Genomic DNA, 22,995 nt, shown 5'->3' with positions numbered 1-22,995 from the left:
CCCTCGCTCGTGGTCACCCAATAGCGCGCTGCGATGAATCTACTCTTCCTCGGGTCGAAGATTGCCTGGCTCGCACTGTCTCCAACGAACCTTCTATTCTTAATCGCTTTAGCGGGCTTAGCGTTGGAACGTTTTAGGCGCACCGCTTTGTTCGGAAAGCGCGTCGCGTCGACCGCCGCCGTCGTGATAGCGACCGTGATCGTTTTTCCCATTGGTGACGCAAGCTTGCGCACGCTTGAGCGGCGTTTCCCGCCGCTGGCGAGCTGCCCTGCTTCGGAGCCACGCGACATTGCGGGCATCTTGCTGCTTGGCGGATCGATGGGCTCGGTCAGCGTCGATGGTCGCATAGAGGAGGACCTCCAGGACGGAGCTGACCGCATCCGCCTCGCCGCAGCGCTCGCGAGAGCCCACCCGCAAGCGCTTATGCTGGTGTCAGGAGGTCAGACCTTTGCGCGCCAAGGCGTTAGAAGCGAAGCGGAGGCGACGGCGGATTTGCTCGGCGAGCTTGGCGTATCTCGCGAGCGGCTAGTTCTGGAGACAGCGTCGCGAACCACGGCGGAGAACGCTCTCCTAGCGGCCACGCACGCGGGCCGTGCCCGCGGCCGCTGGTTACTGGTGACATCGGCCTTCCACATGCCGCGCGCCGTGGGAACATTTCGCAAAGCGGGCCTGGACGTGATCGCCGCGCCGACGGATTGGCAGGTCGATGAACGCAGCAGGCTTTTGTCTTTCAGCGTCTCTGACCGCCTTCACAAACTCGATCTGGCGGCCAAGGAATATCTCGGTCTTTTGATCTATTGGTTGACGGGGAAGACGGGCGATCTCCTTCCAGGACCGAACGGCGCTGAAGCGTGCGCATGACGACACCAGTCGCGCCCGAGCTTCTCCCTCTCATCATCGTCTGCGATTGGATTCCGCCGGAATTTGGCGCTGTAGGCCAGTATCAATTGGCCGAAGCGCAACGCGCTGCAGCGGCGGGACGCAAAGTCACGTTGATCGGTTTGGGCCGCGCCAGTGAACGTTCTTTCGAGAACTGTGGGGAGGGCGAACTCACCGTCGTGCGCATCGCGCGCGCAACCCCTAACAAGAAAAACCTGTTGGAGCGCGCGTTCTGGGCGCTCAGCGCCAATTTCGCGCTCATCGCCGCCATGGGGAAGGCGACGCGAGGCAAAGGCGCGTGCGAAATCAAAGTCACGGGCTCGCCGCCGTTTCTCTCGTATCTCGTGCTGCTACGGGCGATGTTCATTCGAAGTCATCGCATCACCTACCGCATCACTGATTTTTATCCGGAGACTGCGATCGCGTCAGGCAAGGCCCATTGGCTTAAACCCTTGGCTCGCGTCTTCCACGCGTTGCGACGCCGCGCCGATCGCATCGAAGCTCTGAGTGATTGCCAGAAAGTGCGCCTTGTTGAGAGCGGGGTCGACCTAAGCCGCGTTGCCATCGTACGCGACGGCTCGCCCGTCACTTTCTCTTCTCGGACCATCCCGGCGGAGCGACCTTTCGAAGCGAAAGACATCGTCCTTCTCTATTCCGGAAACCTGGGCGTGGCGCACGATTGGCGCACGTTTGCCGAAGCTTATCGCCTGCATGTGCACACGGGCTCCAACCGCGTACGTCTTTGGCTCAATGCCACTGGAACCGGCGTCGCGCCGCTCAAGGCGTTCTGTGACGCGCACAAGCTCCCGGTGCACCACACTCAGCCCGCGCCGGTCGAAGCGCTCGCCGGCGTACTTCTCGCGGCGGACGCGCATCTGATTTTGCTCGGCGACTCGTTTTGGGGCTATGTGATCCCTTCAAAAATCTATGGTTGCGTCGCAAGCGGGCGGCCCTGCCTTTACGTGGGCCCCGAGGAGTCCGACCTTCATGTCCTCGTGTCGGTGGATGGACGCCATCACTCCATACGAAGCAACGACGTCTCGGGTGTTGAGCGGGTGCTCGCAAGCCTGGAGCAAAGCCGGGCCATAACCGTGTCTTAGGCGGGGATTGGGCGAAGTTCGACGAGCGCTTCGTTCGCTCATTCCGCCAGATTCATCGCGACATTTGAGTGGACTTGGCGCTCGATCCACTCGTAGGTGATTTCGAGGCCCCGCAGCAGAGGGCGCGACGGTGCCCACCCAAGCTTCTCTTGGATCAGCGCGTTGTGTGAATTGCGCCCTCTCACGCCCAGTGGGCCAGGGACGTTGTTGCGTTTGACGGTCTTGCCGGCAATGTCGGCGATCATATCAACCAGGCCATTTATGCTGACCATCTCGTCAGAGCCGATGTTCACGGGTCCCTGGAAATCAGAGCGGGTCAGCCGAACTGTCCCTTCAAGGCAATCGTCGACATAAAGGAATGAGCGCGTCTGCTGCCCGTCGCCCCACACGTCAATGGCGTCGCCGTTATTAGCGAGCGCGATCTTGCGGCACAAGGCCGCCGGCGCCTTCTCGCGACCGCCATCCCACGTGCCTTCCGGCCCAAAGATATTGTGGTAGCGCGCAACGCGCACATCCATGCCGCGGCAGCGTGCGTAAGAGAGATAGAGCCGCTCTGAGAAGAGTTTCTCCCAACCGTATTCGCTATCGGGCGCCGCCGGATAAGCGCTGTCTTCCCGGCAGTTTGGATTATCCGGATCGTCCTGATTGTGGGCGGGATACATACACGCCGACGACGAATAAAAGATCCGCTTGTTGTTGCGCTTATACGCAGCATCGAGAATGTTGAGGTTGATCGTCGCCGAATTATGCATAATCGCGGCGTCGTTTTCGCCGCTGAAGATGAACCCAGCGCCGCCCATATCCGCGGCGAGCTGATATGTTTCGTCAAATTTCCGGTCGATCACGTCGCGCACAAATGATGGATCGCGAAGGTCTCCTACGACAAAATCGTCTGCTTCGGTGTCGGCGTATTCGGGGAATTTGAGATCAACACCGCGGACCCAGAACCCCTCGCGCTTCAGGCGCTTCACCAAGTGGTTTCCGATGAATCCCCCGGCCCCGCAGACAAGAGCCGCTTTCACCGTTTGCACCTTCCCCTCCCAAACTCTCTTGTCTTTGCCGACGCGCCAAGTGTTGGCGCCTCATCACAATTGCTGACCATCAGATCGCCGCAAGCGCACCACGTTCCACTTCGACCGGCACGGTCTGGTTCATGATCGACAACAACACACGCACGCGATCAGGCCCGGTCATTCGCTCGACGATGGCGAGCTGATCGGCGAAAGGACCGCCAATCACGCGCGCCGCAGCTCCTGGCCTCAGCGAACGCGACAAGTCGAGCATGCCATCGGCGCCACTGGCGGCGATCAGCGTTTGCACCAAACCAGCCGGGGTCGCCAACGGGCGATCATTGGCCTTGATCAGCCCCATGACACCGATCGTCCCGTCGATCGAGCGCCAACGCTCATGTTCGACATCGATTGCAACGAATAGATAGCCCGGGAAAAACGCCGCGCGTATCGTCGTGATCTTTCGAGCGTGTCGAATGGTTCGATAAGAACAGGGCAGAAAAACTTCAAAGCCCTGGCGGCGAAGATTGACCGCGGCCAAGTCTTCCTTGCCTGTTTTTGCGCGAGCAACGTACCAGTGTCTGGCCACGGTTGCCCCTAACTCCGCGCCGTGGCGGGGGGCGCCTTCGCGGGCGGCCAAATGCGGGATGCATGTACGAGCGTCACATAAACCCTTTGCCGCTGATGATGACGCCGATGGTTCGAACAAGTAGAACGAGTTCGAACCCCAGCGAGTTTGCACGCGCGTAGAAGGCGTCAAGCCGCGCTTTGCGGCGCGCCGGAACTGAGTTGCGGCCACTGACTTGAGCCAGACCGCTAATGCCAGGTCTGACTTCGAGCGCGCCCGGAAATTTCGTCCGTTCGCTTGCGCCGGGATCATCTGCGAGCAAGGGCCTGGGTCCTATGAGACTCATTTCGCCACTCAGAACGCAGAGGAGTTGAGGCAACTCATCGAGTCCCGTGCGCCGAAGAAATTTTCCGACGCGAGTAATGCGCTGCTCGCTGCCCTGCAATGCTTCGCGTGCACACACTGGCGCATCCGAATTCATGGTTCGAAATTTCGGCATTAGAAAGATGCGGCCGTGGCGACCGACGCGGGACGAATGATGGATCGCAGGACCGCGACTTGTGCTGATCACCGCGGTCCAGATCATCGCCATTATCGGCGAAAGCATGAACAAGCCCAACGCTGCAATCACAATGTCGAGGCACCGTTTGATCGCCCGAAACAAGGGCGCCTTTGGCTTGGCTTCGGCTGGGGTTCGCCGGGCCACATGGTCGACCGGTGAAATGAACGGCGCGCTTGAAATGGCCAGCGCAATGGCAACCGGCTCAGCGGTCAGCTTTCCCAATTCGCTCGATTCCGCGATGCCGCAAGAGCCTGCATCGGCCGGCGTAGGGCTCGCCCACGCCTCATCGTGACGTCTTGCAGCAGCGTCCATTCTGCACCCCCACGGCGTCCCAAAATGTTATGAGAACATAAATGGAACACCAGCGCTAATTGGGATGTTAACGAAATACTAACACAGAGCAACGGCCAATTCGCGTCCAGAGCGAGAGCGCCGGTCATGTGGCCTGCCGACAACGTGGCCCTTGCAGCGCCGAGCGCGCTCGCACACCGCCCGTGAACTCATTCAAACGAGGAGTTAGCGCACGCGCCTACGTCCACGAAGCGCGCGGGCACGGATAGGTAAAGTCACGCGTTGCTTGGGCGCGCGCGAATGACGCCGCGCGCGGTCAAATCCTGAGCCAATGCAATGAGATCATGGAGGAGTTCAGCGCGCGAGACTTCGTATTCGCCTGCAACAAGGTCGCAAATTTCTTGAAGGGTTTTACCCTGCCCGATGAGTTGCCAGATGCGTGCGCCGGTCGTCGCCAGACCAAAATATGTGCCCGACTCCAAGTCGAGGATGACTGCCTCCTCGCCAACTTCGCGCGAGATGACCTGGTCAGAGATCTCGTATCGAATGCTCATATCCATGGCTCAAACCAGCGCCGCTGTTTTTTCACTGACCGCATCGCGAACGCGTTCCAGCTCCGCGAACCGCCGCGGATAGTCCAAACGAAAGCACGGCACGGCGGCGGCGAGCGTCGACACCCGATCGAAATGCTCGCGCAGATTGTCCCGGTCTTGGACGTCCAGCAAGAATGAATGTTTGGTCCATTCGCGCAGGGCTTCCGCCTCGCTCAGTTGGTGGAGCAAGATCTCCTCACAGATCGCCTCCCCCAGAAAGTACGCGCCAAGAAACCGGCGCGGCTGATCGCCATAAGGAATCTGGCCACCGGCATTGAACCGCGACTTGCTCGTGAAGCTTAAGCTCGGGGTCGGCTGGAGCCCGGTCGGCAAAATGGCGCCTAGGCTGTCTTCCCACAGTCGGATGGACGGGTGACTAGGAATGACATCGTACTGACCGTCCCTCTCGCTTAGAATGAGACTGTCGTCCGTCATCAGTCTGTTGCCAGCAACCGTAAAGGCCGCGGCCAAAGTGGACTTACCCCGCCCCGTCGTCGCAACGAAAGCAACCGCACCTCCGCACAGCTCAACCGCACTGGCGTGAAACACGGGCGTGCCCAGCGCGCTCAACACCAGCGGCAAGACTTGGTTGAGATAGAGATGCTCGATATCAGCCTCGGAGGCGTCCGGGGCGGGCGTGCAAATCACTTGGCCGCCCTGCCGGCAAATCTGGAAGTCCGCCAAGCTTGGAAAGCGCAGAAGATAACCGCCCTCGATCCGATAAAACGCCGTCCAAAGCGCACCATCATCAAATGACCAAGTATGAAATGGAGCGCCTTGCATCGGCGGCTGCGCAACCGCCGGACGCTTGAGGAAATCATCCATTAGGTTGCGTCTTTGCTGAGTACGCTCGCAACAAACCTGGAAATCTCGCGTTTGGACGGCAACAGCATCGGATGCTCAGCAAGCACTGCCTGTTCCACCTCGCGCGCCGTTCTGCGGCCGTCGCAATAACTGAGCACGGTAACGCGCGCCCGCCCCTCCGGGCTCAAGAGCGGCACTCGCTCTGGTAGCCCATGCATCAAGTCACCCGCATCCAACACCATGCCGTCCAGCGTCGAATGCTTGAACGTGCGACCTGTCGCCGGAAATTCCACGGTCCAAGCGATCATGTGATCGTCGGGCCGCGTCCTGACCTTTGCCGTCACCAACGCGCCGGCCCTCACCTCGACCGGCTCGCTGATCGGGAAAAATGCTTGCTGACGGTCGATCGCCTCATCCGATAGCGGCGAATTTGTCATCCACACATCATCAGCAAGCTTGCAGTCGAACCAACCTGCGAGCCCATGGAAAACGCCATCTCTCGAAATTCGCAATTCAGCCGTCCAGGAAAAAAAGTCGGGCTGATCCTGATAAAAATCCAAATAGCACAACTCGACGGGCGCACTCAGCAGGTGGTCGGGCTCCAGCTTCGCCGAATGCTTGGTGTTGATGTTGTGCTGGCCAAGCCAACGGAACTCCGACGGAATCTCCGGGTTGCTCCACGCGTCTACGCTGTCGCGGCACGTGGGCGATTGAACGGCGCCGAGGTAGAGTTTCAAACCCGCCGGCGCCAATCTACCGCCGGGTTTCAACAGTCTGTCTCGCGCGTCGCGCAGCAATTCCAATATGCCGTAATCGACACCGAAATAGCCAACATGGTCGCATATCGCTAGGTCCACGGGCTCGGGAAGTTCGGCGACAAACGACCTCGTCCGCAGAAACGTCGCTCTGTCGGCGAGCCCCGCGCGTTCAAAGCTTTGGCGCGCGGCAATGATTATTGGCTCGGATTCGATCTCATATGCGTGTGTGGCGCCGGCCTGCAGACACATCATCCCCAGAAGGCCAGACCCGCATCCCAGATCAGCGACCCGGTCGCCGCGTTGCACCACACTCGCAATCGCCTCTTTAAAGCGTGCGAGACGGCGACGGTCTTGCAAATAGCCCAGGTGCTCACTGAGCATCGCGCGAGCCGGATTACATCATCGCCGTCATGCCGCCCGCACCGTCGTTGCCAGCGCTCATTGAGCCTTGCGTCAATTTGTGCAAAGCGCCGAACGTGCGCAACTCTGGACGAACATAGGGCTTTTTGGCTGGAGGCGCGTTCGCGGGGTCATTGTGTGTTTGGTTCTTCATATTAGCGCCCCTGCCTTCCAAACAATTTGGCTAGATTACCGCAGCCATCAACCGCTAATTTTATAGCTGAAAAGTCGTTCGCGGGTCAACGTATGGGCATGGCCGCGAGCTTGGCGCGCCTACCGGCGAAAGCCTCTAGTGTCTCGCGCGGTCCGTCCGGTAGGTCGTTTGTACTGATTTTCGGACTAGGTGTGCTTGCCGCTCCGGGAAACAGCCTCGCACGCGAGCAGCGCCCAAACCTGCCAGTCCGTCCAAGATGAGTTGCGGTCATCGCCATATTTCCCCAAGGCGCCCGCCATCGCCTTCTCGCTGAGCCAGCTTCTGGTCTCCTCGGTGCGCATTTGGCGCATCTCGCGGCTGACGTCGGCGCGATACGATCGAAACATCACGCTGAACTCAGCCTTGCCTTGCCGCTCGACCACCTGTTGCGGCAGCAGGTCGGCCATTGCTCGGCGGTGTAGATATTTGTCCGAACCGCCTTGAAGCTGAAGGCGTCTCGGAAGCGCGAAACAGAACTCGATCAAGTTCGCGTCGAAGAAAGGGCGCCGCAATTCGATCCCGACTTCCGATGCCATGCGCTCCTCAAGCTCCAGCGCGTGTTTGGAAAAGGCGCCCGACAACGTGAGCGCCATTTCCCGCTGTCCAACGCGCCGAGCCTTGGCGTCTGGAGCGATGCCAACCAGCGCACGACGTTCCGCCAGCAATTTGGTCATCCTTGGCGCCAGCCAGGCTTCTCTGCGCCTGTCGACGGGATCGATCATGTCACGCAGACAATCTCGAGCAGCGCTGGGCAGCAGCGGATAGAGCCCGTGCCGCAACAACCACCACAGGCTCACGTGAAAACCCGCATGCCGGGTATCTGCAACGAGAGCCGTGCAAAGGTTGCGAAGTGATCCTTCAGCAAGCGCTTCGGCATAATAACTCCGGCTGCCACCAAGCCATTCATCGCCACCGACGCCGACGAGCAAGACGCGGCTGCCCCGCGTCCGCGCCGCTTCTCTTATGCCAAGACCCATCGCGCCATTTGGATACGACGGAAACTCCCTGTAGCGAGTGGCTCTCTCCTGGAACCATGAAAACTCCATACGCGATGGTGGGATCTCGCGGACCTCGCGGCCAAGGTGCGATGCGACAGAACGCGCGTACGTAAGCTCGTTGGCAGCCGCGTCGTGCGCGAAGTCCAACGTATAGCCGTCGAGCGCTGGCGCAGGAAGCTTGCCGTCTTGACGCAGACGTTCGGCAACCGCGTAAATAGCAGACGAATCCAATCCCCCACTTACTTCGCACGCAACAGGCGCCGCCGAACGACACATGCGCCGCACGATTGTGGTCAAGAGCTGACGGTAGTGTTCGACATATTGCCGCTCATCTTTGTAGGCCAAGCAGGCTTGAAGATCTGGCGACCAATATTTGTCGAGGCGGAGGCCCAATTGATCGACGACAATAGCGTAAGAGGCCTGGAGCTTGGCAACGTCCAACCAAAACGTCTCGTCCATAGAGCACCATCGCCCCGTCAGAAACTCCGCGACCATGCCTTCGTTCAACCTGTCAGGCACGCCCGGCAGGGCGAGCAGCGCATGGCATTCCGACGCGAAATAAAATCCGCCGACAGCGCGATGATAATAAAAGGGCTTGTTGCCCAGCCTGTCTCGCGCGCAGAACGCCCGCTGCTTTTTCGCGTTCCAGATAACGAGCGCGAAATCCCCTTCAATTCGAGAGAGGCACCCCTCGCCCCAGAACTCGTAAGCTCTGAGAACCAGCTCCGCGTCCGACACGTCGCGTAACCGGAGGCCCCGGCTCAGCAAATCCTGCCGCAGTTCCTGACAATTATCGACCCGACCGTCCATGACGAGGACGACGCTTTCGTCCTCGTTGGCGAGCGGCTGGCTCTCGGCAAGAGATTCCGGCGTCGTGCGCAGCATGCACTGACCCAACCCAACCGACCCGTTGAACCAATGATGGACGCCATCAGGGCCACGATGAGCCATGGCGCTCGTCATTTGCTCCACCAGCGCGGGCTCAGCCGGTCCCCCGTCAAAACGGATAATGCCCGCGATGCCGCTCACGAGGTTTCGAGCACCGCAAAGCGCTCCGTCGCTCGCGCATCGCCGTTCAACACCACGCCATCGAACTCGACCCAGGCATGCGCATCGAGTTCGTCGCGTTCGCGACGCACGCCGAACCTTAATTCCGCCCGCGTTCCGCGGCGCCGCAACAGCCACCAAAGCGCCAGCGATTGGGGCAGACACTTTGCACGATAAAGACCATGATTGGCGGCAATGCTCACCAGGCGGGCGATTCGCCCGATTGCCTCCGCATTCGTCGCATCGCTATTGAGTGTGTCTGAGTGCGGTGAAGAAAGGCGTTCAAGCGAAGCGCGGGTTTTGCTATATCCGATCACGCGCAAGCTCGTGCCGATCAAGGCCAGCAGCACTACAAGGCGCGCAAGCAGCAAGCGCTCCCACCAGGCCAATTCTCCCCATAGCACGATGCGCCTTTTATGTGTTGGGCGCGCGGCGCGATCGAGCGACCTTGGACCCAAGAGCCGTTTGCCCGCGCCTTCGATCACACGGCGCACATAAAGCCAGGGCAGCAATGAAAACGAGGCGCCGGCATACTTCGAGCGCATGTAGTCCGGAGGCGGCAGCGTGACTTCTCGAACGAACTGGAGCTTCGCTCCAACACCTCTGAGCGCAAAAAAATCCAACTGTAACTGTTGCGCCGACGAACTCCTCAAATAGACCGACGCGCGTTCATCGGCGCCGGGGCGCGACAACTGAGCGCGAACGTGCTCGGGAAAATTGGTATTGAAGCGTGCTTCCGATAGATGCAGCGCTTCCAAACACACAGAGGCCAGCCCTTTTTCCCGCGCGATTGAGACGAGTTCAGCCCACTCAGCGCCCGTGAGAGCACTTGCAAGCACGTGAAAGTCATAAACCCAGATCAACCGGTCGCCGCCATAAAGGGCAACCCCGTCGGAATAATACGGCGCATGCCTATGGGTCAGCCGATGCATGCAAGCGATAAGCAGCGCGTGCACGCGACTTGCCCTCATGGCGCCAACACAAAATTTTGGAATTGGGCAGGCAACGCCGCGAAGTTCGGCGTAGCTAAAAAGCGAAGACAACACTTCCGAATTGTTGATCCTGCGGTGGAGGTCGATTGAATGCGTGTCCCCATCGGGGCCGAGCAGCGTCCAACTCTCCTGATGGCTCACAAACTCTCCGGGTAACGCCGGATCGAGGCGAAACCCTTGCGACCGGAGCGTGTCACGACAATCCTCGAGGTCCTCTGAGGCGACGATGATGTCGGCGTCCCCGCGTGTCCTCAAAACTGGGTTGGCGTAGAGGTCGTAGGCCAGTGCTGCGCCCTTAAAGACCACCGGCTCGACGCCGCGACCGGCGAACGCCTGAAACAGCAACGTCAACACCTGATGATGGCGCAATTCCCACATGGCCTGAGCCAAGGTCTCATGACGAAGCGCCGCTTTGATTGAAGCTGGCCAATCGGAGCGTCCAGCCAAGCGCTCGTTCAGCAACGGCACAACGCCATGGTCGCTCGCACGCCGAACAAATGCCGCGTCGATTTCGGGTTGAACCGCGCACAGCCACGAGACGTCCTCCTTGCGAAGGACCGCGCTTATCAGATCGTCCAGTGCTTCGGGCGTCAACGCGAAGACCCAACGGAGCCGCAATAAACGGCCTCGCCCTCACAAACCAAACGTTACCCGTCAGCTGTGATAATAGCTGCTCGCGTAACTGTAATAAAGCGTATCGCCATAGCCGCCGCGGCGCCGCGGGTTCACCCAATTCAGCGCCACGCCACCAATGTCGGCCCCTGCCTGCGAGATTTCCCGGATCGCCATTCGCGCCGCCGTTGTCGGCGTCTTGTCGCTGCGCACCACCATCAAGGTCAGATCCGCGAGTTTGGCCACGGTGCGCGTCTCCGCAACCGCCAACACTGGCGGGCAATCGAGAACGACAAGATCGAAATGGGCGCGCAAATCGTCCAGCAACTGCTCCATCGCCACCGAGTCGAACACGTCTCGGGGATTAAACCTGGAGGGCAACACCGCCAATAATTGCGCTGCACTCTCGGGGTCTTGCACCGCGGCGCCCCGCCAATCGCTCCCGCCTGACAGCACGTCGAGCAGACCAAGGCTTGGACTGACGCCGACCGCTTCGCTCAAGGAGTGCCGGCGCAAGTCGCAATCGACCAAGATGACACGTTGGCCCGACATCGCGGCGATCCGCGCAAGGCAAAGCGAAACCGTGGTTTTGCCCTCGGCTGGCACCGCAGACGTGACGGCCAACACTTTCAGCCGACGATCCACGCGCGCATGCATGAGCGAGGTCTTCAGCACGCGGAACGCTTCGGCGAACCCCGAGGCGGGTTTGTCCACCAAATAATCGGCAGGCTTGCGGCGATGTGGAGCAATTCCGGAGAGATCGCGTGGTCTTAACACCGGCACCGAAGCGATCGCTGCGACATTGAGTTTGCGTTCTGCGTCCTCGGCGCTGGCAATCGACGCGTCGAGCATCTCGATCAGAAAGCCAATACCGGCGCCGCACATGCCTGCAAACACTAAGGCCACCAGCATGGCACGTGACAGGTTGGGCTTGCTCGGCGCGCCCGGTGTCCGCGCAGCGGACAGGATGCGCGAGGTGGCGATTGGCAAATCGCCCTGATCGGCGACCTCGTGGAAGCGTTGTAGGAAGCTTTCATGTACGGACCGCGCCGCCGTAGCGTCACGCAGCAATTCCCGGTAGTGGATGACAGCGCCATTGTCGTCATCGTTAGAGCCGGCGACGCCGCCGAAACTCCCCTGCAATGTATTCAAACGCGCGCGCGCAATTTCCACTTCGTTTTGCAGGCTCGCGGTGATGCGGCTAACTTCGAGTTGGATCCGCTGGCGCACATTTTCGAGTTCGCTTTCGGCGGCAAGTATGGTGGGGTGCTCGGCGGAATAACGCTGCCGCAACTCGGCGACGCGCTGCGCCAAATCCGTCTCGCGGGATCTAAGTTCTCCCACGACCGGCGAATTTAGTGTCGTCGCAAGCGATTCCGCCGAGCCGCCGGTTTCTAGCAAACGCCGTACTTGCCGCAAACGCGCATCTTTTTCAGCCAGGTCCGCGCGCGCGGAGACCATCATGGTCTGCACTTCCGCCGATTGCGGCGTTTGGTTAGCGCCGCCGCCAGCGGCTAACGACAATCCGTTTTGGCTCCTGAAGGTCTCGGCCGCTTGCTCCTTGGCTTGCACCTCTTGGCGCAACTCTTCGAGCCGGTGTGACAACCAATCGTTGGCGCGCTGCGAGGCCTCAAATCGGGCTTCAGTCTGCATTTGCAGATAGACTTCGGTTAATCGGTTGAGCAGCTCGGCGGCGCGGCGCGGGTTGCGCGAGTCGAGCGAAAGCTCGATGGCGTAGCTGAAGCCCCTTCGTTTTACCGACAGGGCGCCGTTGAACGCTGCTGCTATGCCTTCGCGCTCTGCCTCGATGTCGCGAACCCGCGGCTCAACGTCTGCGCCGTCATTTGAAATCAGCGCCCTGATGGGCGCCAGCGCCGACGCCACTGGTCCTGGAGGACGCAGCGCGCCATTCCATTCGGGATCCCGTTCCAGTTGCATCGCCTCAACCAGCCGGGCGCTCAACGCAATCGAAGTCAGCACTTCGATTTCCGACTCGACCGCCGCATCCTCGTAGGAGGGCCCTGTGTTGATGGTTTGATCTTGCGAGAGCACCTGCTGACCGGCCGGATTCACCATGATCAATGCTGTGGCTGTATAAATTTTGGGGCTGAGCATCGTGTTTGCGACGACGGCTGCATAAACCACGACCGCAACCGCCAGCATGACGCGCCAGCGCCGCATAAACACGCCGTAGACACGCTTGATTTGCGCGCCTTGATCTTCCTCTGGTCCGACCGATTGCTCGCGAAAGTCTTCTGCGCCCCTTGTGATCGAGATCATGTTCATGATTGCAGGCCCAATGAGACTTCGCCGCGCTAGCGGCGCAGCCTTATCCCGACCGTAGCGCGATCGACATCATATTCTCTTCCCAACTGCAGTCCCTCAGAGCGTTGCTCGTAATGGCCTGCCTCGACGTAGAACGCGACGCCGCTGTTCGCCAGATATTCGGCCCTCACGCGGCCATCCCAACGCGTGTCTTCGCGGTCGACGCCGTTATAGTCATCGACGCTGTAACCGGCATTAACGCTAAGCACCACGTTGCGCCGCCACTCGTAATCCAGGCCCACATTTATATTGTTGGCGACATAGCTCGCCGCACCCTCAGCGCCGGCGTCGGCGACTTCGCGCGCGGCGCTCAAGCTCACCGTGACGAGGTCATCGGGATTCCATTGCAGGTCGGCGCGAACCGCGAGGCCGGAGGTCTCGCCTACGGCGGGATCCTCATAAGTCTGGTTCAAATACCCAACACCGATCTCGCCGCTGACGGCGCTCGTCACCTCGAAACTGGCGCCTACCAGCGCTTCATAACCCTCAGAATTCCGGTTCACGAGCACATCCGGCGGTTCGCGATCGTATTCGCGTTGGTTGCCCGACACGGAGGCAAAAAGCGAAGTGGCGGGACTGACCGCGACATCGACACGCAACGTCGCCCCCAAGACGGTGCGGTCGCGGTCATCCTGGTCAACCGGCGACAAATCAAACAGCACGCCATCTTCGTAATCGGCGGCCGAGTATCTCGCTCCCGTCGAGACGCGCACCGTGCTGAATTCCTTGACCAACTCAAGATTGGCTGAGGTGTTTGTGTATTTGATCGGCTCTGCGAGCGGCAAGGACGTTGGAGAACGCGACAGCGGCTCTGTCGCCTCGCCGTAGCTCGCCCCGCCCTGCACGCGGAGGTCACGCAACACATCAAGTCGGCCGTTGGCGGCGATTCCGTAGTCGGTCGTGTCGTTTTGACTAAACTCGTTATAGGAACGCGAGTGCGCTGTCAGCGCCAGGTTGAGCTCGTGAACACTCCATTGCGACGCCAAAGTGAGGCTCGGCGAGACATTGAAGACGAGGTCTTCCTGGGGATCGGTCTGCGTTGCGAAGATGTTGTCGTCGTACTCTGCGCTCAGCGTCATTTCAGGATAAAGCTTGAAGGTGCCGACGCTGATGCCGGAGGCGTCATACTCAGGCTTTGGGCGCCCGCGCACGCTGACGTTATCGTCTTGAGCGCCAGCGCTGAAGCTCCAACCAAGCGCCGCCGCCATCACTGGCAAATTGATCTCGACTTTTTTCATGCCCCACCTTAGCCGCCGCGCAGGCTTCGCCGGTGCAACCCCGCACCGTCGCCGACGCACGCTTGCGTCGGCGCGCGCCGCACAAATTTAATCGTTGACGTAGCCGCTGCCGCCACCGCCACCTGGCGAGCCCGCTGCGGTAGCAAGGCCAAAGGCCCGGCCCCGGCCATTGCTTCCCAAGCCTCCAGTCGCGCCAAAGGAAGACGCAAGCGCCAAGCGTGCGATCTCGCAAGTCTCGCCCAACGCTTCGCTCACTTCTGGCCGGCCCAGCGTCAATCGCGCCCGCGCTTGGCCGCCCGGGTCAGCGCCTACAATCTGCGGCAGTTCACGCCGATCGCGTAACTGGCAAACCGCTTCCGTGATAACGGCCAAGTCCACGCCGCGCGTGGCTCGATTGATCGCCTCCAGGACGGCGTCTTTGTCGCCCGACGGCGTTGTTGTAATTTCGTCCAAGACGGTCCGGGCCAAGCCTGTAACAGCAGCCGCTTGGTCTTGTGCCTCGCCGGTCTGAGCGCCAGCGTTCGGTGCTACGCCCAAACTGAACACCGCGAAGGCCGCGAAAATGGCGCGCGCTAACATGGAAGCCCCTCCAGAATTTGCTCTTGCCCCCAGAATTAAGCGCGCAGGTTGAAACAGTCGAGTAATTAATCGACCTGAGCGCTAACATTCGTGGACAAGCGCCCGTCCAACCCGAAGTTACACACCGCTAGAAACGCCGCTGGCGAATACGGACGGTGTCGCCGGGTAAGACCGGCGTGGTGCTGGTGAGCCTATACGTCCGCTCGATGCTCTCGTCCGGATGCTTGATGAACACCCGCGAGGTGTCGGCTCGGTAGCCAAACCCCCCGGCCGTGGCGACAGCGCTCATGACCGTCAGCCCGGCGGAATAAGGATAGGTCCCTGGCGTTCGGACTTCGCCCAGGATGAAGAACGGCCTGTAGTTCATCACCTCGACGCTGATGTTTGGCTGCAACACATAGCGGGTGAGAGCCGTGCGTAGACTTTCGCTGAATTCCGCGACCGTCTTGCCCGTGGCTGGATGGTCTCCGATCAGTGGGTATGACACCATCCCACCAGCCGAGACCACAAACTCGCCTGTGAGATCGGGCTCGCCGAAGACGCTGATGCGCAACCGGTCGCTTGGCCCCAACCGATACTCTGCGAGGCTCGGCTGTTGAAGCGAAATAGCGGTGCTCGGGTCCACGCCGCCGCTCGACGATCCGCACGCCGCGCACAACGCCACCATCGCCAATCCGATCAAAGATCGGCGCAAATCCTTTAGCCAACCCATAAACCCATCCCCTCTCACTTGGCGAGTTTAGCAGTGAGCACGCCGGTTCGCCAAGTGATGCAACCACACAGCCTCGGGTGCGCGTCTCGACGAAAGCGCCGCCAGATGGATAGTGTGGCGCTGGGGGATATCCATTCCATGGACGCGCTCATTCGCCGCCTGCAAGAGATCAATGTCGGCGCGCTTGGCGTGCTCGTCATCCTTTTCACCGCGCTTCTCGCCGAAGGCGCCAACAGCGCCGTGCGCGCCAGCCTCATGGCGGCTGTGCTCTTGGTAGCTTTGATGATTGGGGTCGCGGGCGCTCCGCGGCGCGATCTCGCCAGTGTGTTGAGCGCAAATAGGCTTTCGATACTTGCTCTGTTGGTCTTTTTGGCCTGGGCGATGGCAATGACCGCGCCGGGCCTTCCGCTCGGTTTGCAGAGCTCTCCGCACTGGGCCCCCGTCGCCAACGCGCCGCTTTCGTTGTCGCCCTTTCGCACGCTTGAAGGCGCCGTGGCATTGTTGGGGCCCGCCGCGGCTTTCCTGTTGGGCGCGTTGGTGGCGCCCGATCCCAACGCTCGCGACTGGGTAGGACGCTGGGTCGTCGCGCTCACAATCCTCTACGCCCTTATCGCCTTGTACGGATTCTTTTCGAATGATGGACATTCGGGAGGCCGACTTGATGTCGGCATAAGTTCGGCCAACGCGGCGGCGACGCTGTTTGGCGTGTTGACGCTGGTAGGCGCCGGACTGATCGTCCGCGGCGCACGCGGGCGCCTCGGCCAAGCAGATCAGCGCCATGGCCTGCCCGCCTCGTGGTCGTGGGCGGAATTTTTAGTGCGCACGCCGCTCTCACTGGCCGCTGTCTTGCTTGCAACCACTTGCCTGCTGCTGACAGCATCGCGCGGCGGACTGATCGCGACCGGAGTGGCCTTTATCCTCTTCGTCATTGCGTTTGCGAGCCAAAGGCTAAAGCAAACCTACGCGCGCAGCAGCGCGCTCGTCGCTCCGCTCCTCGCATTGGTGATCTTGTTCGTCGTGCTGTTCGTTCGCGGAGGTGAGCGTACGGTCGAACGCTTCGCGTTGGCCTCGGAGGATTTCGAGGGACGCGAGATGTTGGCCAAGGCGCATTGGCAGGCATTTCTAGAGCGTCCGCTTATCGGCCACGGGCTCAACACGTATCACGAAATCAACGCGCTCGCGGCCACGCCAGAGAATTGGTCTTCGCTACGGATCGCTGGGTCCGCGCATAATATTTATGTCCAGGTGTTAGAGGAAACCGGCCTAATCGGCTTTGCCCTTTTTGCGCTCATGTTAGCCACGCCATTGTCGCGCGCCTTCACACGTATCGCCGGCGGTGGTTCTGGCTTGGAATGGGCAGCCATCGCCTTGGCCACGTCGGCGCTGGTGCTCTTGCATGGTCTGGTCGACTTTGGCTTACAGGTGCCAGCCCTTGCAGCGTTGTTTGCTTTTCTGGTGGGCGCAGCTGTTGGTCGCGCGCAGCGGCGCGTCGGCCACTCCGTTTAAGGTTGGGCCCTAGCGTCGCCCGCGGGCGATGTCAGCAGCGATCGCTGCGGGCTCAGACACCGGCGTTTGCCCCGGTGCAAACGCCGTCGCCCCGCGCGCGCTCAATCGCTCACCCATCATTCGGTGAAATGCATCCTCTGGACTTGCGTCAACCAATTGGACCGCCCGTGGCCGCTGGGTTGTCACATCAGACCGATAAGCGGCGGCCCATGTTATCAAACCAGAGCCGGACTGGCGCGAAATCCAGCCATAACGGAGCTGCGACAGCGCTCGCGGCTCGTCGGCGAGATTATCCAACACAAAGTCTCCGTGGTTGGTTTGCACAATCAAGACGGCGTGCAAGCCCACGCGCGGCGCCATCGCGATTGCTAAGGCGACCATGTCCGGCGTCCAACCCAGTGCGATCAAGCGCGCTCGCTTCTCTAAAGCGTAGTCGTCGCAATCGCCTCTAGCGCCCCGATCGCTCGCGACCAGGGGTCTATTCCAGTACTCCTCGACGCCATAAGTGGTGAGATCGGTGGCGGGGCGAATGCTGCGGTTGATCGTGCGATTAACCTGACGCAGCTCCTCCCAGCGCACGTCCGTCAGCGACATTTCCATTCGCGTCGAACCCAGATGACTTTGAGGGGGCGCAAAGCGAGCCGCCATCATGGCGCGGAACGCTGACGCTTGGAGTGCGTCGCGCCGGTTCGAGGAAGGCGGAAGAGACGGCGCGCCGACAACGCCATTGCGCGTAAGCAGATCGTCCTGATCGATCTGGCCGCAATCAGCGGGCAGCCGCGCGCAATAATCTAAGGCCCCCAGGGGCGCCGGCATCTGTGCGCCCGCAAGCAAGCGCGCGGGCTGCCCAACCCGGGTTAGGGGCTGAACGCCTGGACTGGCGCAAGCCGCCGCCATCAAGCACAATGCAAGAATACGCAAAGCAAATATCCCAACGCCACCAGCGCAGGGTCAAACTTAAACCTGAGACATTTAGTTCTTGGGCAAAACACATGGCAAATTATGCGATAACCATAAGATGATTACTTGACGATAACGAATATCAGTCGCGCGACGTTTTCGCGAAATCAAATCCAGGCCACCGGCTGCGCCCGGGCATTCGACCTAGCCAGCCCATGCTCTCGCGTTGCGTCTGGCGCTACTGGAGGAGCGGCACGCGGACGTGATTATTTGGCTCGCCTCAGCGTTTCTGAACTGAACGCGCCTTTGAACAAATCCTGAGTGCGCCTTCAACTAAACCCCAATTGCGGTGGGCGGACATTATCGCGGCGCACGAGTGGCGTGCTCAAATGAGGTCGGAGAGCTCGCTTTCCAATCCTCAGGTTCCTGACATAGTTGAACGGCAACTGCCCCCGCGCCGCCAAGAGTCGAGAGGAAGCGCGCTTAAATGTCATCAGACCACAGCGGACAGCCAAGGCTATGCCTGGATTTTGGCACCGCGTTCTCCAAAGCCAGCCTCTATTTGGGCGGCGCGCTGCCGGCGCGCGAAGCGGTCCTTCCGCTCGCGATCGGGGCAATTTCTCGCGCAGACCACCCGTTTTTGACGCCCTCGGTGATGTTTGTCGATGAGGGCCGCATCCTCATCGGTCCCGTGGCGCTCGAACGCGCCCAGCGGGCCGCGAGTGTCAATCGCGATCCAATTTTGTCTTTCAAGACGATATTAGCCGCGCGCGATCTCGAACCCGCGCTCGCGCAAAAAATCCCGCCATCGGTTGATCCGACCAGCACTTTGCGTCAGCGCGACACCTTGGTTCTCTACCTAGCCCACCTCGACCAATTGGTCCGCGCCGTCATCAAGGGAGATGCGACGCTCCCCCCATCCGCGGCCGACGCGGCGCGACGCTACACCAGCCCGATCTGGCGCATGCGCGATGAAGCCGATCGAACCATGTCGCGCCTCTTCGACGAGGCCGCCATTGTCTCAGTGCGGTTAGGAGAAAGACTGATCGCTCCAGACGGGGTTTCGATTGCGCAGGCAAAGGACGCCTTGGACAAGGGCGAACAGACCCTGGGCATCGGACAATTGGAAGCCAGCGTCTTTGAAGCCCACGCCGCGGCGGCGGCCTATGCTGCGTTTTCGCGCGCGCCGCAACGGTTCGTCCTGGTGGTCGATATGGGTGCGGGCACGACCGACCTGGCGGGATTCGAGCGTCTCGAGGGCGGTGACGGGCAAGCCCTTTCAGAGGTGGTTCGCGCACGCCAGTCGTGTGGGCTCGCCGGCAATGAGATCGATGAGGTTTTGGTCAATCTCGCCTTGGCCAAGAGCAGACCGCGCCGAGGTCTCTCCGAAGAACAGCTCTGGCGCTCGCTTCGGCTCTCCGCACGTAAACTCAAGCGCGACCTATTCCTGAACGGCAAGTGCGCTTTCGAGCATGACGGCAAGGTGCGCACCTTGATGCTTGGAGAGCTGACTCGCGCTCCTGCCTTCAAGGCGTTCTGCCGCGCCTTCGCCGAGATTTGTGCGGCAAGCGTTCGCGCCGTCGCTGAGCGAGCCAAACTTGCCGGAGAAAGCAAGCTCACCATTCTTCTGGCCGGCGGCGGCGCGAATTTGAAATTCCTAACCGAGGTCGCCAATGCCGCGGGCGCACGGGGCGGCGAGGGTCTGAAGATCGAAATCGAGACCTTTGGCGTGAACTGGTATTTGCCCAGAGGATACGACCCCTTCTTGCAAGACGCCTTCCCCCAAGTGGCGATTTCATTGGGCGGCGCCTTGGCGCATCTTGCCGATGAACCAGCGAACGCTGCGGCGCTCGCTTGAAAACGCCTTCGCGTCGTATTCGCGATCGAGCGGAAGCGCGCCGCCCAGCGGTGCTGAACCCGACCCACGCCATCGGGCCACGGCTTGACGAACCTGACGCGGACGGCGAGCTTTACCCGCCATGGGATTGAGGCTCATTTGTTTGGCGCTCCTGGCGCCGCTTTTGGCGCTGGCCGCTTTTGTTTTTGAGGCGAGCTTCGCCGCAGAATCCGCCACTGCGCTTACGGTCAGCGCAAGCAGGACCGACTCTCCCGTTGTGCGTCAGCGCCTCTTGGAACGCGCCGAGCTCGGTCTCAAGCAAAGTTGGGCGCTACCGACGCGATGGCACGCCGGCGCCGCCGAAGCGCTTTCGGCGGTTATTTTTCTGAAGGCCGAAACGCTCGGCGACGCGAGTTTATTTGAGCAAAGCGCACGCTGGGCGACCCACACCGTCCGCCTGGCCCCGGTACAGCCAAACGCCTGGATCCGACTCGCGGCTTTGGCCGAACGCGGTTACGGCAATTCCGTCTGCGACATCGACCTATGCCTTGAGCGGTCTTGGAGCGTGGCCTTGATGGTCGAGCCAGAGCCGGCATGCGCCAGGCTGCAACTGGCGCAACGACGAAATCTGCTGACGCCAAATGATGCGCGGATCGAGGCTTATCTGGACGGCGGCGCATCGCGGAGCGAAGCGGCGCGCTGCCTGTCGTTCCTGCCGCCAGACGAACTCTTCCAGACACTGATGCGCACGCTTAGCTCTGACTGATTGCAGCCGCCGCCGACCCGCGACATCACCGATACGAACTGGGCTCTCGCATCGGCCAACACAGCCGCTCAGGCGGTGTAATATTTCTTCCGCGCGTAGCCATAATAAAGCGAGTCCGCCCTCGACTGATGCGCGGGTCGCAGCTGATTGACGACCACGCCATGGACGAGGATGTCGGATTTGCGCAATTCGTTGATCGCCGTGCGCGCCGCCGAAGTTGGCGTCTTCTCCGAACGCACCACCAACATGGCCGCGTCGGCATGCGCCGCGGCAATGCGGGTATCGGCCACGGCTAACACCGGCGCGCAATCGAGGACGATCAAATCGTAGTGCGTGCGCAGGTCAGCAATAAGGTGGTGCATAGCTTGCGACGAGAAGACGTCTACCGGCGTGAACGGAGCCGGGGCTCCAACCAAGAAATGGGCGCCGGTTTCGCTGTCTTGTTTGATCGCGCCGCGCCAGCTGAGGTTGCCCAAAAGCACTTCCATCAGCCCGGGCCCTGGAACAATCCCCAGCACTTCAGCCAGCGATTGGCGGCGAATGTCGCAATCGATCACAAGCGCCCGCTCACCTGATAAAGCAGCAATTCGACCAAGACAGAGCGAGACGGTGGTCTTGCCCTCATCGGGCAGCGCCGAGGTAATCGCCAACACCCGGGTGCGTTGGTCGATGCGACCATGCAGCACCGACGTGCGCATGACGCGAAACGCCTCCGCAAAGCCAGACATAGGCTTGGCAACAAGATACCCCGCGGGGTGTCGCTGCTCCGGGCTAAGCCCGCGATAGTCGGACGAGCCTAAACGCGGCACCGACGCAATCGCGACAGCGCCAAGTTTGCGTTCAACCTCCTCAGTCGTCGACACCGTGTTGTCGAGGTATTCAACGACCAAACCCAGACCCACTCCCAACACCAACGCGAGCAGCAACGCTTGCCTGAACGCCGCGCTCAAATTGGGGCTTGAAGGAAAGCCCGGCGCCACTGCGTTGGAAACGATTTGCGCCGTCGTCACCGCAAGTGACCGTTGCCCCTGCACCTCTTGAAGACGCAGCAGGTAGGATTGATGCACCGAACGCGCTGCGTCTGCTTCCCTCAGCAATTGACGATAATGCACGACCGCCTCGTCATCGCCGCTCAAAGTGCCAGACATCGCGCCAAAGTTGCCCTCCAGCGAGCTGAGCCGGCGCCGCGTCACTTCCACTTCATTACGGAGGCTCGTTGTAATCCGCGCGATCTCGGCCTCGATCCGCACCCGTAGGTTTTCGATTTCGACGGCGCCATTCCGAACCTGTGGGTGCAAATGGCCATAGCGTTGTTCGAGTTCGGCCTGTCTTCGAAGTAGCTCCGCCTCGCGGGACCGAAGTTCAGTGATGAGCGGCGAGTTCGCGGCGCCAGCGATCAGGTCGGCTGAGCCGCCCTCACGCAGCAACGACTCGACTTGACGCAGCCGCGCCTCCTTCTCGGAGAGTTCGGCGCGGGCGGCCACCAGCATCGTCTGCACTTCTGGGGATTGGGCCTGAGCGCCTCCGCCCGTCCCGCCGGCGAGCCCTTCGCTTCGTCTGTAGACCTCAGCGGCTCGCTCCTTTTCCTGAACCTCCAGTGCAAGGTCTTGCACTCTTTGCATCAGCCATTGGTTGGCGCGCTCCGTGGTGGCGAACTGGGCCTCGACCTTGGAATCCAAATAGGCTTGGGCCAGCGCGTTGGCGATTTCGGCGGCCCGACGCGGGCTCCGCGATTCCACCGAAATGGCGATGACGTAACTTTCTTCCAGGCGCTCGACACTGACCGCGCGTGTGAGCGCGCGCGCAATGCTGTCTCTGAGGCCTTCCCTTTCGTCGTCAGCGACTGGTCGGGGGGTTCGCGTGGGCCGTCCCAACGCCCGCATCAAGGGCGCCAACGTCGCATCGATGCCGCTTGGCGGGCGCAGCGCCCCGTTCCATTCTGGATCTTCCTCAAGCCGCAGGCTTTCCACCGCCCTGCGCATCAAAGCGGGCGAGGCCATGACTTGAATTTCCGATTGGGTCTGGACCCAACTCGGCGAGGACTGCGTCACCAGCTCGTCATTGGCAATGACCTGCTCGCGTCCCGGATTGATCAACACAGTCGCTGCGGCGGTATAGATTCTGGGGCTGAGCGCCTCACCCGCATACGAAATCGCAAAGACGATAAAGGCTGCCGGCGCCATGATGAACCAGCGCCGGCGCAATACGCCAAACAGCCCCCACAATTGTTTGCGCTGGTCATCACCCGACACTTCCGTACGCTCTGCGGCGGCGTCGTAATCGGCTCTCGGTGAGGATGTGTCCATGTCGCCTCTATCAACCGTTC

At 60.9% G+C, this 22,995-nt stretch carries 21 protein-coding genes; 6 read left to right on the top strand and 15 right to left on the bottom strand.

The features are described from left to right. Positions 1 to 195: 195 nt before the first annotated feature. Together DSM104635_RS00990 and DSM104635_RS00985 are read left to right on the top strand one after the other, a co-directional pair. Positions 196 to 861, top strand: a complete 666-nt coding sequence (locus DSM104635_RS00990; protein WP_158764398.1) for a YdcF family protein — start codon at positions 196 to 198, stop codon at positions 859 to 861. Next, complete coding sequence (locus DSM104635_RS00985) at positions 858 to 1,979, top strand: glycosyltransferase family protein (protein WP_158764397.1); 1,122 nt, start codon at positions 858 to 860, stop codon at positions 1,977 to 1,979. Before DSM104635_RS00990 ends, DSM104635_RS00985 begins: the two co-directional genes overlap by 4 nt. Positions 1,980 to 2,017: 38 nt before the next feature. On the opposite strand, the gene DSM104635_RS00980 is transcribed toward DSM104635_RS00985, so the two are convergent. The 3 genes from DSM104635_RS00980 to DSM104635_RS00970 all read right to left on the bottom strand — a co-directional run bounded on the left by DSM104635_RS00980 (position 2,018) and on the right by DSM104635_RS00970 (position 4,164). Beyond that, positions 2,018 to 3,001, bottom strand: coding sequence for an NAD-dependent epimerase/dehydratase family protein (locus DSM104635_RS00980; protein WP_158764396.1), 984 nt, complete (start codon positions 2,999 to 3,001; stop codon positions 2,018 to 2,020). Positions 3,002 to 3,080: 79 nt separating this feature from the next. After that, complete coding sequence (gene nusG / locus DSM104635_RS00975) at positions 3,081 to 3,578, bottom strand: transcription termination/antitermination protein NusG (RefSeq protein WP_158764395.1); 498 nt, start codon at positions 3,576 to 3,578, stop codon at positions 3,081 to 3,083. A gap of 73 nt (positions 3,579 to 3,651) precedes the next feature. After that, positions 3,652 to 4,164: a sugar transferase gene (locus DSM104635_RS00970; RefSeq protein ID WP_521917274.1), complete on the bottom strand. Its 513-nt coding sequence runs from the start codon at positions 4,162 to 4,164 to the stop codon at positions 3,652 to 3,654. Between DSM104635_RS00970 and DSM104635_RS19830 the strand changes: the two genes are divergently transcribed. After that, positions 4,118 to 4,411 (top strand): hypothetical protein, encoded by a 294-nt coding sequence (locus DSM104635_RS19830; RefSeq protein ID WP_228446085.1) that lies wholly within the window; start codon positions 4,118 to 4,120, stop codon positions 4,409 to 4,411. The genes DSM104635_RS00970 and DSM104635_RS19830 overlap by 47 nt on opposite strands. A 274-nt stretch (positions 4,412 to 4,685) precedes the next feature. Here DSM104635_RS19830 and DSM104635_RS00965 read toward each other — a convergent pair whose 3' ends face one another. The 10 genes from DSM104635_RS00965 to DSM104635_RS00920 all read right to left on the bottom strand — a co-directional run bounded on the left by DSM104635_RS00965 (position 4,686) and on the right by DSM104635_RS00920 (position 15,660). Further along, positions 4,686 to 4,964 (bottom strand): PqqD family protein, encoded by a 279-nt coding sequence (locus DSM104635_RS00965; protein ID WP_228445788.1) that lies wholly within the window; start codon positions 4,962 to 4,964, stop codon positions 4,686 to 4,688. 9 nt (positions 4,965 to 4,973) lie between these two features. Further along, a complete protein-coding gene (locus tag DSM104635_RS00960; protein WP_158764392.1) occupies positions 4,974 to 5,687 on the bottom strand; it encodes a phosphoenolpyruvate carboxykinase (ATP) in 714 nt (237 codons plus the stop codon). A gap of 140 nt (positions 5,688 to 5,827) precedes the next feature. After that, entirely contained in the window at positions 5,828 to 6,946 is a 1,119-nt protein-coding gene (locus DSM104635_RS00955) for a 50S ribosomal protein L11 methyltransferase (protein WP_158764391.1), read from the bottom strand. Positions 6,947 to 6,959: 13 nt separating this feature from the next. After that, positions 6,960 to 7,118 carry a hypothetical protein gene (locus tag DSM104635_RS00950; protein WP_158764390.1) on the bottom strand — a complete coding sequence of 53 codons (159 nt, stop codon included), beginning with the start codon at positions 7,116 to 7,118 and terminating at the stop codon, positions 6,960 to 6,962. Positions 7,119 to 7,303: 185 nt separating this feature from the next. Then, positions 7,304 to 9,184, bottom strand: a complete 1,881-nt coding sequence (gene asnB / locus DSM104635_RS00945; RefSeq protein ID WP_228446015.1) for an asparagine synthase (glutamine-hydrolyzing) — start codon at positions 9,182 to 9,184, stop codon at positions 7,304 to 7,306. After that, entirely contained in the window at positions 9,181 to 10,812 is a 1,632-nt protein-coding gene (locus DSM104635_RS00940) for a lasso peptide biosynthesis B2 protein (RefSeq protein ID WP_158764388.1), read from the bottom strand. The genes asnB and DSM104635_RS00940 overlap by 4 nt, the downstream gene beginning before the upstream one ends. Before the next feature lie 36 nt (positions 10,813 to 10,848). Next, positions 10,849 to 13,086: a GumC family protein gene (locus DSM104635_RS00935; RefSeq protein ID WP_228445787.1), complete on the bottom strand. Its 2,238-nt coding sequence runs from the start codon at positions 13,084 to 13,086 to the stop codon at positions 10,849 to 10,851. A 35-nt stretch (positions 13,087 to 13,121) separates the two neighbouring features. Then, entirely contained in the window at positions 13,122 to 14,369 is a 1,248-nt protein-coding gene (locus DSM104635_RS00930) for an outer membrane beta-barrel protein (RefSeq protein WP_158764386.1), read from the bottom strand. A gap of 87 nt (positions 14,370 to 14,456) precedes the next feature. Continuing rightward, complete coding sequence (locus tag DSM104635_RS00925) at positions 14,457 to 14,948, bottom strand: hypothetical protein (protein ID WP_158764385.1); 492 nt, start codon at positions 14,946 to 14,948, stop codon at positions 14,457 to 14,459. A 127-nt stretch (positions 14,949 to 15,075) separates the two neighbouring features. Then, positions 15,076 to 15,660: a polysaccharide biosynthesis/export family protein gene (locus DSM104635_RS00920; RefSeq protein WP_158764384.1), complete on the bottom strand. Its 585-nt coding sequence runs from the start codon at positions 15,658 to 15,660 to the stop codon at positions 15,076 to 15,078. Positions 15,661 to 15,798: 138 nt separating this feature from the next. Here DSM104635_RS00920 and DSM104635_RS00915 point away from each other — a divergent pair, with 138 nt between their 5' ends. Beyond that, positions 15,799 to 17,166 carry an O-antigen ligase family protein gene (locus tag DSM104635_RS00915; RefSeq protein ID WP_158764383.1) on the top strand — a complete coding sequence of 456 codons (1,368 nt, stop codon included), beginning with the start codon at positions 15,799 to 15,801 and terminating at the stop codon, positions 17,164 to 17,166. A 9-nt stretch (positions 17,167 to 17,175) separates the two neighbouring features. Here DSM104635_RS00915 and DSM104635_RS00910 read toward each other — a convergent pair whose 3' ends face one another. Further along, on the bottom strand, positions 17,176 to 17,982 hold the full coding sequence (locus DSM104635_RS00910; RefSeq protein WP_158764382.1) for a transglutaminase-like cysteine peptidase: 807 nt from the start codon (positions 17,980 to 17,982) through the stop codon (positions 17,176 to 17,178). A gap of 571 nt (positions 17,983 to 18,553) precedes the next feature. Between DSM104635_RS00910 and DSM104635_RS00905 the strand changes: the two genes are divergently transcribed. Both DSM104635_RS00905 and DSM104635_RS00900 read left to right on the top strand, forming a co-directional pair. Then, positions 18,554 to 19,924 carry an Hsp70 family protein gene (locus DSM104635_RS00905; protein ID WP_158764381.1) on the top strand — a complete coding sequence of 457 codons (1,371 nt, stop codon included), beginning with the start codon at positions 18,554 to 18,556 and terminating at the stop codon, positions 19,922 to 19,924. A 256-nt stretch (positions 19,925 to 20,180) separates the two neighbouring features. Further along, the gene (locus DSM104635_RS00900; protein WP_228445786.1) at positions 20,181 to 20,669 is read left to right on the top strand and encodes a hypothetical protein; all 489 of its coding nucleotides are present in this window, start codon (positions 20,181 to 20,183) and stop codon (positions 20,667 to 20,669) included. 68 nt (positions 20,670 to 20,737) lie between these two features. Here DSM104635_RS00900 and DSM104635_RS00895 read toward each other — a convergent pair whose 3' ends face one another. Then, on the bottom strand, positions 20,738 to 22,975 hold the full coding sequence (locus DSM104635_RS00895) for an AAA family ATPase (protein WP_158764379.1): 2,238 nt from the start codon (positions 22,973 to 22,975) through the stop codon (positions 20,738 to 20,740). Positions 22,976 to 22,995: the final 20 nt, after the last annotated feature.

Origin of the sequence: Terricaulis silvestris (genome assembly GCF_009792355.1) — a bacterium.
Lineage (GTDB): Bacteria > Pseudomonadota > Alphaproteobacteria > Caulobacterales > Aquidulcibacteraceae > Vitreimonas > Vitreimonas silvestris.
This window is presented reverse-complemented; position numbering and strand designations above follow the sequence as displayed.